At 75.0% G+C, this 12,995-nt stretch carries 11 protein-coding genes; 5 read left to right on the top strand and 6 right to left on the bottom strand.

Translation table 11 applies throughout. The features are described 5' to 3' along the window. Window positions 1–53: 53 nt before the first annotated feature. A complete protein-coding gene (locus tag ACIOJE_RS24640) occupies window positions 54–1,586 on the bottom strand; it encodes an APC family permease (RefSeq protein WP_400778857.1) in 1,533 nt (510 codons plus the stop codon). 222 nt (window positions 1,587–1,808) lie between these two features. Here ACIOJE_RS24640 and ACIOJE_RS24645 point away from each other — a divergent pair, with 222 nt between their 5' ends. Beyond that, window positions 1,809–2,561, top strand: a complete 753-nt coding sequence (locus tag ACIOJE_RS24645) for a FadR/GntR family transcriptional regulator (RefSeq protein WP_400778859.1) — start codon at window positions 1,809–1,811, stop codon at window positions 2,559–2,561. A 53-nt stretch (window positions 2,562–2,614) separates the two neighbouring features. Continuing rightward, complete coding sequence (locus tag ACIOJE_RS24650; protein ID WP_400778861.1) at window positions 2,615–3,340, top strand: hypothetical protein; 726 nt, start codon at window positions 2,615–2,617, stop codon at window positions 3,338–3,340. Between the two features lie 60 nt (window positions 3,341–3,400). On the opposite strand, the gene ACIOJE_RS24655 is transcribed toward ACIOJE_RS24650, so the two are convergent. Together ACIOJE_RS24655 and ACIOJE_RS24660 are read right to left on the bottom strand one after the other, a co-directional pair. Beyond that, window positions 3,401–4,207, bottom strand: coding sequence for a (2Fe-2S)-binding protein (locus tag ACIOJE_RS24655; RefSeq protein ID WP_400778863.1), 807 nt, complete (start codon window positions 4,205–4,207; stop codon window positions 3,401–3,403). Window positions 4,208–4,371: 164 nt separating this feature from the next. Then, window positions 4,372–4,923, bottom strand: a complete 552-nt coding sequence (locus tag ACIOJE_RS24660; RefSeq protein WP_280684730.1) for a hypothetical protein — start codon at window positions 4,921–4,923, stop codon at window positions 4,372–4,374. A gap of 199 nt (window positions 4,924–5,122) precedes the next feature. Here ACIOJE_RS24660 and ACIOJE_RS24665 point away from each other — a divergent pair, with 199 nt between their 5' ends. Further along, window positions 5,123–6,322, top strand: coding sequence for a sensor histidine kinase (locus ACIOJE_RS24665; protein ID WP_400778866.1), 1,200 nt, complete (start codon window positions 5,123–5,125; stop codon window positions 6,320–6,322). 76 nt (window positions 6,323–6,398) lie between these two features. On the opposite strand, the gene ACIOJE_RS24670 is transcribed toward ACIOJE_RS24665, so the two are convergent. Next, window positions 6,399–7,982, bottom strand: coding sequence for a purple acid phosphatase family protein (locus tag ACIOJE_RS24670; RefSeq protein ID WP_400778868.1), 1,584 nt, complete (start codon window positions 7,980–7,982; stop codon window positions 6,399–6,401). 160 nt (window positions 7,983–8,142) lie between these two features. Between ACIOJE_RS24670 and ACIOJE_RS24675 the strand changes: the two genes are divergently transcribed. After that, on the top strand, window positions 8,143–8,829 hold the full coding sequence (locus ACIOJE_RS24675; protein WP_400778870.1) for a response regulator: 687 nt from the start codon (window positions 8,143–8,145) through the stop codon (window positions 8,827–8,829). A gap of 296 nt (window positions 8,830–9,125) precedes the next feature. Here the strand turns inward: ACIOJE_RS24675 and ACIOJE_RS24680 are convergent, their stop codons facing one another. Both ACIOJE_RS24680 and ACIOJE_RS24685 read right to left on the bottom strand, forming a co-directional pair. Further along, window positions 9,126–10,790, bottom strand: a complete 1,665-nt coding sequence (locus ACIOJE_RS24680; protein ID WP_400778872.1) for a peptide-N4-asparagine amidase — start codon at window positions 10,788–10,790, stop codon at window positions 9,126–9,128. A gap of 138 nt (window positions 10,791–10,928) precedes the next feature. Further along, entirely contained in the window at window positions 10,929–11,831 is a 903-nt protein-coding gene (locus ACIOJE_RS24685) for a LysR substrate-binding domain-containing protein (RefSeq protein ID WP_280684725.1), read from the bottom strand. 137 nt (window positions 11,832–11,968) lie between these two features. On the opposite strand from ACIOJE_RS24685, the gene ACIOJE_RS24690 reads away from it, so the two are divergent. Next, window positions 11,969–12,988, top strand: a complete 1,020-nt coding sequence (locus tag ACIOJE_RS24690) for a pseudouridine-5'-phosphate glycosidase (RefSeq protein ID WP_400778875.1) — start codon at window positions 11,969–11,971, stop codon at window positions 12,986–12,988. The last annotated feature ends 7 nt before the right edge of the window (window positions 12,989–12,995 follow it).

Below are 12,995 nucleotides of genomic sequence, written 5' to 3' on the forward strand. Positions count from 1 at the left end.
GGCGAGGACGCGGCCGAAGTCGGCGACCAGGATGCCGGCGAGGGGGAGGCCCGTCACGCGTCCTCCACCGCGCCGGTGGCGGCGACCGCGTCGCCGGACGGGGCGTCGCTGCGCAGGTGCGGGCGGGCCAGCAGCAGGTAGAGCCCGCCGGCCGCGAGCACCACCACCGCCGAGAGCAGCACGAGGTAGTTGTCGTACCAGGCGGCGTCCGGGGTGCGGCCCCAGCAGATGTTGATGATCGCGGCCACGCCGTACACCAGTGCGCCGATGTTCACCGCCAGGCCCCAGCGGCCCAGCCGGAAGTCCCCGCTCGGGCGCCAGCCGCGCAGCCGGGCCCGCAGCGCGGCCAGCACCACCATCTGGAAGGCGAGGTAGATGCCGATGCTGGAGAAGGAGATGATCTTCGTCAGGGCGCCCTCGGAGAGCGCCGAGGCGCCGACGATGATCACACCGGGCAGCGCCGCCGCGAGCAGCAGGGCGTACGGCGGCACCCGCAGCCGGTCCGAGACGGTGGCGAGCAGCCGGCTGCCCACGATCATCCGGTCCCGGGCGAAGGAGTACGTCAGCCGGCTCGCCGCGGCCTGGAGGCTCAGCACACAGGACAGGAAGGAGATCAGCACCACGCCGATCACCACCCGGGCGCCGGTGGGGCCGAACGCGTCGTGCAGCACGGCGGCCACCGGGTCCTTGTCGTCGCCGGACACGACCGCGCCGATGTCCCGGATCGACATGACCAGCGCCAGGCTGACGCCGATCGCCGCCGCGCCGCCGACGTAGATGGTGCGCCGCATCGACTTGGGGATCTGTCGACCTGGGTTCGGCACCTCCTCGGCGACGTCGCCGCAGGCCTCGAAGCCGAAGAAGAGGAAGACCGCGATCAGCCCGGCGGCCAGGAAGGCATCGGTGTACGAGCCGCCCTCGCCCGCGCCGAAGCGGTCGAAGACCACGCCGAGCCCGTGGTAACGGTGGGTCAGCATCAGCCAGGCGCCGACCGCGAGGGCGCCCAGCAGCTCGGCGGCGAAGCCGAACACGGCCGCCGCCGACAGCACCTTGGTGCCGCCCAGGTTGATCACGGTGGCGAGCAGCAGCAGGCCGAGCGCGCACCAGACGGTCGTCGCGGTGCTCGGCTCGACGCCCAGCAGCGCGGCCACGTACGGGCCGGCGCCGTAGGAGACCGCCGCGATGGTGGACATCAGCGCGAGCAGGTACACCCAGCCGGTCAGCCAGCCCCAGGTGCGGCCCCAGAGCCGGCGCGACCACGGGTACACCCCGCCCGCCACCGGGAACTGGGCGACCACCTCGCTGAACACCAGCGCCACCAGCAGCTGGCCGACGCCGGCGATCAGGAAGCTCCACACCATCGGCGGGCCGGCGGTCGCGAGGGAGGAGGCGAAGAGTGTGTACACCCCCACGACCGGGGAGAGATAGGTGAAGCCGAGGGAGAAGTTCGCCCAGAGGCTCATGTCGCGTTTGAACTCGGAGGTGTAGCCGAGGGCGGCCAGATGGTCCGCGTCGGCGTCGGGGCCGGGGCCCTGCCGGGGGAGGGGGCCGGTCGGGGAGGTGGCACGTGCACTGGCATCGGTCATGACCTGCTCCTGGGAACGTGGCGTGACGCGCGAGGATTCTCGGGTGATGCTCGGGTTTCGGGTGATGCGTGGGTCTCGGTGGCGCTCGGGTCTCGGGTGATGCGCGGGCCGAGGTTGCGGGAAAACATACGAGATTGAGTTTCTAGCGGCAAGGGTGCGCGTCCGACCAAGGGGTACCCTGCCGGAAACACCCAGTCCCAAGGCGATCGAGGAGGGCCCGGCGTGGCGACCATCGGGAGCGCGACCCCGCTGCTCAGCGCCGTCCTCGCGCCGCTGACCGACCTCGGCCGCGCCGACGCCGTGGCCCGCCGGATCACTGAGGCGATCGCTCTCGGCCTGGTCGCCGACGGGGACCAACTGCCCAGCGAGAACGACCTCGCCGACCAACTCGGCGTCGCCAACGGCACCGTCCGCGAGGCGCTCGCCCTGCTCCGCGAGGCCGACCTGATCGAGACCCGGCGCGGCCGAAACGGCGGCAGCTTCGTCCGCACCCCCGCCGAGGGCTCCGAACGCCTCCAACTCGACCGGCTGCGCGACCTCGCCACCGTCGACCTGCGCGACCTCGGCGACGAGGAGCTGGCCGTCTCCGGCACCGCCGCCCGGCTCGCCGCCGAACGCGCCCCCGCCGACCTCGGCCCCCGGCTCACCCGGCTGGTGCACGACCTGCGCGACGCCGCCGGGCCCGCCGAGCAGCGCCGCGCCGACGCCCGCTTCCACATCGAACTCGCCGTCGCGGCCCAGTCGGTGCGCCTCACCCAGCTCGCCGTCCGGCTCCAGGCCGAACTCGGCCCGCTGCTCTGGCTGCCCGCCCCGCACGGCCCCGACCAGGAACGGTTCGCCGAGCAGCACCGGGAGATCCTGGTCGCGGTCCTGGCCGGCGACGCGACCGGCGCCCGGGCCGCCGCCGAGGCGCACACCGTCGCGTGCGTGCACCACCTCGTCCGGGGGCACCTCCAGCTGGCGGACGACGGCTGACCGCGGCCGCCCGTGCCGCCGCCCCCGGAACCCCCATCCCCGCCGGAGCCGTCATGACCACCACGCTCGCCCCGCCCGCCACCGTCGGCGCCGGCGCCCGTCGCGTCGCCGCCGCCGTCGAGTCGGTGCTCGCCGAACTGGACGGCCTGCGGGCGGCCGCCGCAGACTGCTGGACCCGGGCCGCGGCCGACGGGCGCCGGCCCGCCGCCGCCGAACTCGCCGCCCTGCAGGGGCCGGTGCGGGACCTGCTGCACCGGCCCGGCTCGCCCTACTTCGGTTGCGGCGCGGTCGCCGCCCCGGGCGCGCTCGCCGACGCCGACCTGCACGTGGAGTGGTGGTACCGCGGCGCGCGCGGCACCGGCGAGCGGCGGCTGCGCCTCGTACTCGACCCGACGGACGCCGAGTTCTACGACTACCGGGTGCTGCCCTGGTTCGCCGCGCCCCGGGACGAGCGGCGGGCGGCGGTGGCCGGGCCGCAGGTCGACCTGCTCTGCGCGGACCGGTACGTGCTGTGCTGCGCCCGGCCGGTGACGGCCCCGGGCTTCGTCGGGGTGGTGGCGGGGGACGTCCCGCTGGCCGCGCTGGAGCGGCTGCTGGTGCCGCCGCTGCGGGCGCTGCCCGGCGAGGCCGTGCTGGTCACCGGGGAGGGGCGGGTGCTGGCGGCCTCGACCCCGGCCTTCCCGGTGGGCTCGCTGGCCCGCGCGCTGCTCGCCGATCCGGCGGTGGAGCGGGCGGCGGTGCCGTCGTCGGCGGCGGACTGGCAGGTGGTTCGGCTATGACCTTCAATCATGAAGGTCATAGCCGGTCGGTCCGCTCCGCTTCGGTCGGCGCTGCTTCGGTCAGCCCCGCTTCGGCGCGGGCGGCCGGCTGAAACAGCAGTCGCCGCAGACCCCGGCACCCGGCCCCACCCGGTAGTACAGGCAGCAGCTGGTCCGCCGGAAGGCGGCGCCGCGCGGCCCGGCCGACAGGGTCCCGGTGCCGGCCAGCGGCGGACGGGCGAGCAGCTCCGCCACCAACGCCCGGGCGGGCCCCGGCGCGTGCGCGTCCAGGACCCGGAGGGTGCCGGCCAGCGCGGAGGCGGCGTTCCCGGCCAGCAGCCGTGCGGAGAGCGGGACGGCGGACCGCACCGCCGCCGCCAGCGGCTCCAACTGTCCCACCAGGACGGCCTCGTACAGCCGGTCGGCGAGCGAGCCCTGGTCGGCGGGCGTTCCCGGCACGGGGAGCGGCCGCTGGGCGGGCGGCACCGGCTCGGGCGGCGTCCAGAGGTCGAGCGGCCCCTGGTCCGGGATCCGCACCCAGGCGCGCTCCAGCGTCGGAACCGTCCCCAGCAGGACCGCCGCGCCGAGGCCCACCGACCAGAAGCGGGCGGCCAGTCCGAGGTGCAGGATCGACGCGGCCACCCGGGGCTCGGTGGTGCCGAGCCGCCGCGCCACCACCCGGATCCGCCGGGCCAGTGGCCCGTCCGGCCCGGTGCCGTACAGCTCGGACAGCGGCCGGAAGCCCGGGGGCGGGGCCTCGCCGGGCGTGGCGGGGGTGTCGAGCGCGAAGTACGGGCCGATGGCGGCGAGTCGGCCGTGGTCGGTGTGGTTGCTGCCGTCCGTGCGCCCGGTGCCGTGGGCGTGGCGACGGTCGGGCGCGGGGTTCACCGGCCCTCCCCGGTACGGTCGGTGGACCCCGCGCCCCGTTCGGATGGCCCGGGTGCCGCGGGGCGGGGCGCGGTCGGGCGGTCGACGGGCATCGGGCGGGCCTCCAGGGGCGGTCGGGCGGTGGTGGCGCCGGACGGCGTGGGGAGGCCCCTGGTCGGGCGGGGTCAGCCGCGCACGGTGAAGTCGCCACTGGTCGTGCGGATGAACGGTACCGTGCCCTGGCAGTCCGAGACGGGCGCGCCGAACATGCCCCAGATCCAGCCCAGCCGGTCCCCGCGCCTCCCGTTGTCCTCCACCGAGATCGTGACCTTCTGCCCGACCAGCGGCCGGCCCGGGAACCACGGCGCCTCGCCCCTGGTGACCACACCGGTCGCGATCGCCTCCCGGCCGCCCACGGCCAGGCAGCTGACGTCCCCCTCGAAGTCGGCCACCGGCCGGCCGTCGGTGTGCACGTGGGTGACGTGGAAGTGCCCGCTGGTCGTCCTCGGGTCGGTGTTGACGCCCGCCCGGGCGTCCAGTTCGAAGCGGACCGGATCGCCCGCGAACTCGCCGAAGGCAGCGGTCAGGACCGTCCCACCGGCGCCGTGCACCCGCACCGGCCCGGCAGCGCCGCCGGCGGGGTCGGCGGCCGGGCCGGCGGCGGAGGCGGGCGTGGCGGCGGCGACGGTCGCCAGCAGGCAGAGGGCGGCTGCGGCGACGGCGGTGCGACGGTTCATGGCGGGCTCGTCCTTCTCAGCGGGGGGAATCTCCGGTGCCACCACTCTCGCCCTGGACGCCGCGCCAGACCTCCCGCTGCGGAGGGGAGTCGGGCGCCTCCGGACTCCACCCTGGGGAGGATCCCGCCTCCCCCGGGAGAGCTGCCCCGGTGGCGGGCCCAGGGCCGGGACGCCGTGGACGGACCGTAGGCTCGGCCGGGTGCGTACCGAATTCCCGTCCCCGGCCGGCGCCGCCCGGTTCGGCCGTCCGCTCGCCGTCGTCGCCGTTCCGGTCCTGCTGGCGCCCGTCGTGCTCGCGCACCCGGGTGCCCGTGGCGCGGCCCTGCTGGTCGCCGCGACGGCGGCGTTCACCGTGGTGGCGGCGCTGTCGCCCGGGCGGGGCCGACGGGTCACGCCGGGGTCGGCGGCCCTGGCGGCGGCCGGGCTCTCGATGCTGGTCGACCTGTTCTACCCGGGCCCGTACCGGCTGCCCGCGTTCTGGCTGCCCTTCGAATGGCTCGCCCTGCTCGGACTGCTCTTCCGGGGCGTTCGCCGACTGCCCGACCGCTGGGCCGGCCCGGTCGGCGCCCTGGTCGGCCTCGCGGCGGTGCTGCTGCCGCTGCGCTTCGCCCTCCGGACGCCGCAGGGTGGCCTGGCCGGCCCGGTGACCGTCGTGCTGGTCTCCCTGCTGCCGACGCTCGGCGTCGCCGGGGCGAGCCTCTACCTGCGCGTCCTCGACGCCCGCCGGGAGCGGGCGGTGGACCGCGCGCGGCGCGAGCAGCGCCTCGAAGTGGCCCGGGGCCTGCACGACTTCGTCGCCCACGAGATCACCGGCATCGTGCTGGAGGCGCAGGCCGGCCAGTTGCCGGGCCAGGAGTCGGAGGAGACCACCGCACTGCTGCGCCGCCTGGAGGAGGCGGGCCTGCGGGCACTCGACTCGATGGACGAGATGGTCGGCGCGCTGCGCGACCCGCGGTCCGACCCGGGCGCGGCCGGCGCCACCGGCCGCCGCGGCCTGACCGAACTCCCGGACCTGGTGGCCAGGTTCGGCGCGACCGGCGGCCCGCGCAGCACCATCGACCTCGCCCCCGGCACGGCCGACCTGCTCACCGCCGAGGCCCAGGCGACCGCGTACGCCGTCGTCCTGGAGGCCCTCACCAACATCCGCCGCCACGCCCCGGGCACGACCGAGGTCGCCGTCCGGGTGGCCCCCGGGCCCGGGCGCTCGGTCGAGGTGACGGTCACGGACACGGGCGACCCGTCCCGCGGCCGTGGGCCCCTGCTGCGCCGCCGCCCGGGCTCCGGCGGGACCGGCCTGGCCGGCCTCACCGCCCGTGCCGCCGCCCACGGCGGCACCCTCGCCGCCGGGCCGCGGGCCCCGTCGGGTTGGCGGGTGGTCTGCACGCTGCCGGGGCGGTAACCCCCGTCCGGCGGACCCCCGTGGGCGCGTGGCGCGGGTGTGAACCGCACCGGCCGCGCGCCCACGGGGGTGCGGGTCAGGGCCGGCGGCCTCGGCCGCGGGCGCCGCGCGGACGGGTCAGGGTGAAGCGGTCGACGGGGACGAGGTCGCCGTAGGGGCCGCTGACGGAGTAGTAGGTGACGTCGATGGTGGTCTGACCGCCGCGCTCGCCCGGGTCGACCTCGAAGGCGGCGAAGCCGTACGGGTTGTCGGCGTCGCGGAAGGCGGACCAGGGCGCGTCCTCGATCACGTACACCGGCGGCCGCTTGCCGGTGGCCGGGTCGACGGGGCCGACGCCGGTGATGACGCGGGCCTTGGCGGGGCTGAAGAAGAGGTGGTTGGAGGGGGCGGAGGTGCCGCCGCCGCCGATCACCATGTGGACGGTGCCCCGGGTGGTGTCGATGGTCTCGGTGTCGGTGGCGACCGGGATGGGGGTGCGGGTGTCGGTGTGCTGCTGGCCGCGGATCGGGTGCGAGCGCTCGTAGTGGTGCTCGTGGCCGCAGACCACCAGGTCGACGCCGTACTTGTCGAACAGCGGCACCCAGGTCTCGCGGATGCCGAGGTCGGCGCCGTTGAACTTGTCGGCGGTGGAGATGACGACCTGGTGCATGCAGACCACGATCCAGTCGATCTCCGGGTCCGCGTCGGCGGCCGCCAACTCCCGTTCCAGCCAGCGCTGCTGGGCTCCACCGGAGTAGCCGTGCACGTAGGAGTTGCCGGCGTCCTGGTAGGCGACGTCGTCGTTGTTGAGGCTGATGACGCGGACCGCGCCGGCGGTGAACGCGTACCAGAGGCCGCGCAGTTCGTCGTCGGCGCCGGAGGACGGCAGGTCGAAGTAGGCCTGGTAGGCGCCGTAGCCGATCGGGCCGTTGCCGCGCTCGTTCTCGTGGTTGCCGGCGGCGGGCATCCAGGGGCGGTGACGGGCGGAGCGGGTGTTGTTCTCGAACCAGTCGGACCAGGTGCGGACCCGGTCGGTGGCGAGGTTGGCGTAGCAGAGGTCCCCGTTGACGAGGTGGAACAGCGGGGCGATGCGCTCGACTCCGGCGGTGGTGTCGCCGGCGGCGGGGCTGCCCAGGTTGTCGTTGGCGTAGCCGTTCGCGGTCTGCTTGCCGAGGGTGGGGGTGCCCTGGTCGCCGAAGCTGGTGAAGGTGAAGGCGGCCCGGCCGCGCGGGGCGGTGCGGACGGTGCCGAGTTCCGGGGTGGCGCCGTCGTGGACCGCCGCGTAGACGTAGTCCGTGTCGGGGTGCAGGCCGGTCAGCCGGGCGTGGTGGGTCTGGACCTCGGTGCCGGACGCGGCGTCGCGGTAGGTGGTGGTGTCGGCCGGTACCGACCGTCCGAAGCCGCCGTGCGAAGTGCCGTACATGACGCGGGGGTTGCCGACGGAGGCGGTGGTGTGCCAGGAGACCACGACCTCGCGCGAGGCGTCCGAGCCGAACTGGAGGTGCAGGCCGGCGACGCGCGGGGCGCCGGAGCGGTCCGGCCGCTCCAGGAGCAGTGGGGAGGCGGCGGCGGGCGTGGCCGCGAGGCCGGAGAGGGAGACGGCACCGCCGAGACCGAGGCCGGTGGCGCCGGCCAGGATCCCGCGCCGGCTGACGGGGAGACGTCCACTGGAAGCGTTCATGGCCGCCAGTCTCACCGCGCGCAGGTGAACCGCGCCGGACCTCCGGCGTGAACTTCCCTCCCGGCGGGGCGCGCTGGTGGCGGGCGGGCCCCGGCGGCTCGGGCGGCGGCTCGCCCGGTGGTCCGGACCGTGGCCCGGACGGGCGTGGCAGACTGCCTGCGTGACGAGTACGAACGGTGAGCATCCGCGGATCATCCGTACGTTGATCGCGGACGACCAGGAGGCCGTCCGGCGCGGTGTCCGGCGGATCCTGGCGGCGCAGCCGGACATCGAGGTGGTGGGGGAGGCCGCCGACGGGGTGGCTGCGCTGGCGCTCGCGGCCGAACTGCGGCCCGACGTCGCGCTGGTGGACATCCGGATGCCGCGGATGGACGGGCTGGAGCTGACCCGGCGGCTGGCCGGGCCGGGGGTGGCGGAGCCGGTGCGGGTGGTCGTGCTGACCACCTTCGACCTGGACGAGTACGTGTACCCGGCGTTGCGGCACGGTGCGTCGGGGTTCCTGCTGAAGCGCTCGGGGCCGGCGCTGCTCGCCGAGGCGGTGCGGGCGGCGGCGGACGGGGAGAGCCTGATCAGCCCGGCGGTCACGGTCCGGCTGCTGCGGCAGGTGACGGCGCCGCGCCGCCCGGAGCCGCGGTCGGCGCCGGTGGTGCCACTGACCGAGCGGGAGGTGGAGATCGCCGGTCAGGTGGCGGCGGGCCGGACGAACGCCGACATCGCCGCCGACCTGTTCATCTCGCCGGGGACGGTGAAGACGCACGTCGCGAGCATCCAGCGCAAGCTCGGGGTGGCGAACCGGGTCGGGATCGCGGTCCACGCCTGGGAGATGGGCTATCCGGTGCCGCGGTGACGGGTGCGTCCACGGAGCCGAGGGGGTGCTCCGTGGACGCGAGAACCTGCGAGGTGGGGGTGGCCTCCGGACATGACGTCCTCCGGCCGGTAGTTCGATCGTCGACCGAGGTAGTACCAGCGGCAGACCCTGATCCGTCTCGATCTGTCGCCACTGCCTCCTGCGGTCGAACTCCTTCAGCTACCTCGCAGGTCCACTCCCATCATGCGCCTCCCACGCCGTGTGCACCAGGGGGCAACCGCTCGAAATCGGGTGGATTTCGCAAAACGTGATCTTTCCGCTGCTATCGGGCGCCGCTACGGCTTCGGCCACCCGTCGACGAAGGAGAGCGTGCGGTGGTACGGCCCGTCGGGCCCAGTGCTCCGGTAGTCCTCGGTGCTGGTGCCGGTGCGGACGGTGGAGTCGCCGTCATGGCGGCGGGCGGTGGGGCGGAGGGTGTGGTCGACGGTCGAGCGCTCGGTGACGTGGCCGCCGGTGGCCGCGGTGGCCTCGCGGTGGTAGCCGAGGTCCATGGCGGTCAGCTGGTCGGTGTTCCCGGCCGCGTCGTGGGTGACCCGGTAGGTGACGTCCAGCGGTTCGTCCTCGTGCACGGTCGTGGTGCGGTGCGGGCCGCCGCCCCAGGTGGCGGTGGTGCGGGTGAGGTCGGTGCCGTTGTGCAGGGTCACGTCGTTGCCGCTGTCGCGCAGCTGCTGGGCGGAGCGGAAGGCGAGGTCGTCGCGGACCTCGGTGGTGATCCGGCCGTGCGAGGTCTGGACCCAGCCGCGGGCGAGGTCGTGCCGGCCCGCGGTGACCGTCCAGTCGCCGCTGCCGCCGCCGTGGTCGGCGAGCTGGGTGTCGACGCGGGCCTCGGGGGCGACCCGGTGCTCGGCGAGCTGCCCGGTGGTGCGGGCGGAGCCGTGGTCGACGTCGGCGAAGAGGTTGATCTGGCCGGTCCAGACGTCGTTGTTCTGCGCCTCAGTGGCGTTCACCGCGATGCCGACGGTGTGCGGGCGGCCGTCGAGCAGCAGGCCGACGTAGGGGGTGAGGTCGAGCCGGTAGGCGGGCAGGTCGAAGGCGAAGATGCCGGGGACGGGCCGCCAGAGCAGTGGATCCCACCCGCCGGTGTAGATGACGGGGTAGGGCCAGACCGCGCCGGCCGTCCGTCCGTCGACGGTGAGGCGCAGTTCGCGGAACGGGCCCTTGCCGCAGGCGCCGAGGCTCGGGTTGGCGGTGACGAAGGCGTCGGGCGCGGAGGCGTAGGCGAACTCCTCGCAGGCGCCGCCGCCCCGGGTGTAGACCTCGGCGGTGAGGCGTTCCAGGTTCTGCGGGAAGGTGAGGTCGCGGGTGGCGGCGGGGGCGGTCTGGGTGAGGGCGAACGGCCCGGTGGTGAACAGGTGGTCGGCGGTGCGGGCGGCGGGCCGGTGACCGTCCGCGGTGTAGAAGGTGACGCTGGCGCTGATGGTGAAGACGCCGGTGTAGGTGGCGTCGGTGACGTTGGCGAGGTCGAAGGAGAACGGCTGCGGGCCGGCGGTGAACAGCGGGGCGTAGCGGGTGAGATCGTGTTCGAGGTTCCACTCGATGCCGTCCTTGGACGGCTCGGGGGTGGAGGAGAGCAGCACCTGGACGCCGCCGATGCGGGCGCTGAAGATGCGGTCGAACTGCCGCCCGGCGACCTGCCCGTGGAGGTCCAGGATCACCGCCGACCAGGGCCCGGCGCAGTCGGCGGGCGGGGTGAGGGTGGCGGTGTACGGGGTGTCGGGCGGGTTGCCGTAGCCGTTGCGGAACTGCTGGTCGTGCATCACCTCGACGGTGCAGGAGCGGGTGTCGGGGCGGGTGAGCGGCTTGGTGGCGGTGACCGGGTCGTGGTAGTCGGTGCCGAAGTCGGCGTGGGCGGGGGCGGCGGCGGTGAGGGTGCCGGCGAGGGTCAGGACGGCGGCGCCGAGTAAGCGGGCGGCGCGGCGGAACAGCGGGCGGACGGCCAAGGCGGGTCCCCGGGGTCGGGCGGCCGGCGGGCGCTGCCGCGGGCCGGGTGGACGATCCGGGCATCCTTTCGGCGGTGGCATGCCAGCGTCAAGGCTCCTCCGGGCCAGGACCGGGCGTCGCCGCGCGCAGGACGCGTGTCAGTCGCTCTCCAGGGCCGCCGCCTCCTGCCGGACCAGGTCGCGCAGGGCGGCCAGCCGGGGGCGGCGGTCGTCCAGCCGCCACTGCATCTCCAGGGGCAGGGTGGCCCGGCCGTCCAGCCGCACGGTGGCCACGTCCTCGGTGAGGTGGCCGGTCATCGAGCCGGGCACCAGCGAGAACGCGCGATTGCGGGCGAGCAGGTAGAGCCGGGAGCCGACGATCCGTGGCGGGCTGACCAGCACCGGCGGGTCGACGCCGTGGTCCGCGCACAGGCCGAGCACGTGGTCGTAGTAGCGCGGGTGCTGCTCGCGCGGCCACAGCAGGAGCGGCAGATCGCGCAGTTCGCGCAGGCTGACGGCGGTCCGGCCGGCCAGCGGGTGGTCCCGGCCGAGGGCGACCCGCACCGGCTCGTCGGCGATCCGCTCCAGCCGGTAGCCGGGCACCTCGTCGAGGAAGCGGCCGAGGCCGATGTCGGCCAGTTCGGCGGCCAGGGCGGCGGAGACCTGTCCGGTGTCGACGGCGACCTCGGCGGTGGTGAGCGCGGGCAGTTCCTGTTCGGCGCGGCTGACCACGGCGGGCAGCAGCCGGTTCGCCACGCTCGGGGAGGCGACGATCCGGGCCGTGCCCAGCCGGGACTCCTCGTGCAGCCGTACCCGGGCCAGCAGCGTCTCGGCCTGCCCGAGCAGCCGGGTGCTCTCGGCGGCCATCACCTCGCCGGCCTCGGTCAGGGCGACCGAGCGGCGGCTGCGGTCGAACAGCTCGACGCCGACGGTCCGCTCCAGCCGGGCGACCTCCTGACTGACCGTCGGCTGGGAGATGTGCAGCCGTTCCGCGGCCCGCCCGAAGTGCAGTGTCTCGGCGACGGTGAGGAAGACCTCGAGTTGACGCAAGGTGAAACCCATGGTCCGAAGCCTAGGCGAACCGATAGTCTGGAGCCTATCGGAAGCCCCAGGACTCATTCTGGATTCCGATGCGAACGGTCCATACGCTGAGCGACACGTTGCCCCATCGCAGTGGCATCTCACAGAGAGCTCGGATCATGACCGGACTGCCCACCAGCACCCCCGAGGCCACCAGCTCCGCGCCGGCCGCCCGTTCCGCGCGGGCCACTCGTTCCGCACCGTCCGCCCGCTCCGCACGGGCCATCCGCGTCTCCGAGGAGGTCGCGCAGGCCGTCGCCGACGGCCGGCCCGTCGTCGCGCTCGAGTCGACCATCTTCACCCACGGCCTGCCGCGCCCCCGCAACCTGGCCGTCGCGCTGGAGGCCGAGAAGCAGCTGCGCGAGGCGGGCGTCGTCCCGGCGACCATCGGCGTGCACGCCGGGGTGCCCACGGTCGGTCTGAGCACCGAGCAGATCACCGAACTGTCCGCGACGGACGGCCTGGACAAGGTGAGCCTGCGCGACCTGCCGGTGGTCGCCGCGCTCGGCCGCCACGGCGGCACCACCGTCGCCGCCACCGCCTTCCTCGCCCACCGGGCGGGCATCCGGGTGTTCTCCACCGGCGGCCTCGGGGGCGTCCACTTCGGCGCCTCCGAGAGCTTCGACGAGTCGGCCGACATGACCACCCTGGCCGCCACGCCCGTCACCGTGATCAGCGCGGGCGTGAAGTCGATCCTCGACATCCGGGCCACCCTGGAGCGCTTCGAGACCTTCAACATCCCGGTCATCGGCTACCGCACCCGCAGGTACCCCGGCTTCTACGTCACCGACTCCGGCCACGAGATCGCCTACAGCGTCGAGTCGCCCGAGGAGGCCGCGCGGCTCATCGAAGCGCGGGACGGCCTCGACCTGCCGCAGGCCGTCCTGATCGCCAACCCGGTGGACCCGGCGAAGCAGCTGCCGCCGGAGGAGCTCGACGGCATCCTCGCCCGCGCCTGGGCGGAGGCCGAGCGCCAGGGCGTCACCGGCAACGCCTCGACGCCGTTCCTGCTCGACTTCATCCAGCGCGACACCCACGGCCGCAGCCTGGAGGTCAACGTCGAGGTCTACCGGGGCAACGTCCGGCTCGGCGGACAGATCGCGACCGCGCTGGCGGCCGCCGCCGGTAGCGAGGCCTGACCGTGCT

Source organism: Kitasatospora sp. NPDC087861 (assembly GCF_044742585.1).
In the GTDB taxonomy this organism is placed as follows: domain Bacteria; phylum Actinomycetota; class Actinomycetes; order Streptomycetales; family Streptomycetaceae; genus Kitasatospora.

What these genes read in the sequence shown, in the direction of transcription:
- ACIOJE_RS24690 (WP_400778875.1), top strand. Translation starts at nt 11,969, where the DNA reads ATGACCGGACTGCCCACCAGCACCCCCGAGGCCACCAGCTCCGCGCCG.
- ACIOJE_RS24660 (WP_280684730.1), bottom strand. Translation starts at nt 4,923, where the DNA reads ATGAACCGTCGCACCGCCGTCGCCGCAGCCGCCCTCTGCCTGCTGGCG.
- ACIOJE_RS24670 (WP_400778868.1), bottom strand. Translation starts at nt 7,982, where the DNA reads ATGAACGCTTCCAGTGGACGTCTCCCCGTCAGCCGGCGCGGGATCCTG.
- ACIOJE_RS24685 (WP_280684725.1), bottom strand. Translation starts at nt 11,831, where the DNA reads ATGGGTTTCACCTTGCGTCAACTCGAGGTCTTCCTCACCGTCGCCGAG.
- ACIOJE_RS24640 (WP_400778857.1), bottom strand. Translation starts at nt 1,586, where the DNA reads ATGACCGATGCCAGTGCACGTGCCACCTCCCCGACCGGCCCCCTCCCC.
- ACIOJE_RS24650 (WP_400778861.1), top strand. Translation starts at nt 2,615, where the DNA reads ATGACCACCACGCTCGCCCCGCCCGCCACCGTCGGCGCCGGCGCCCGT.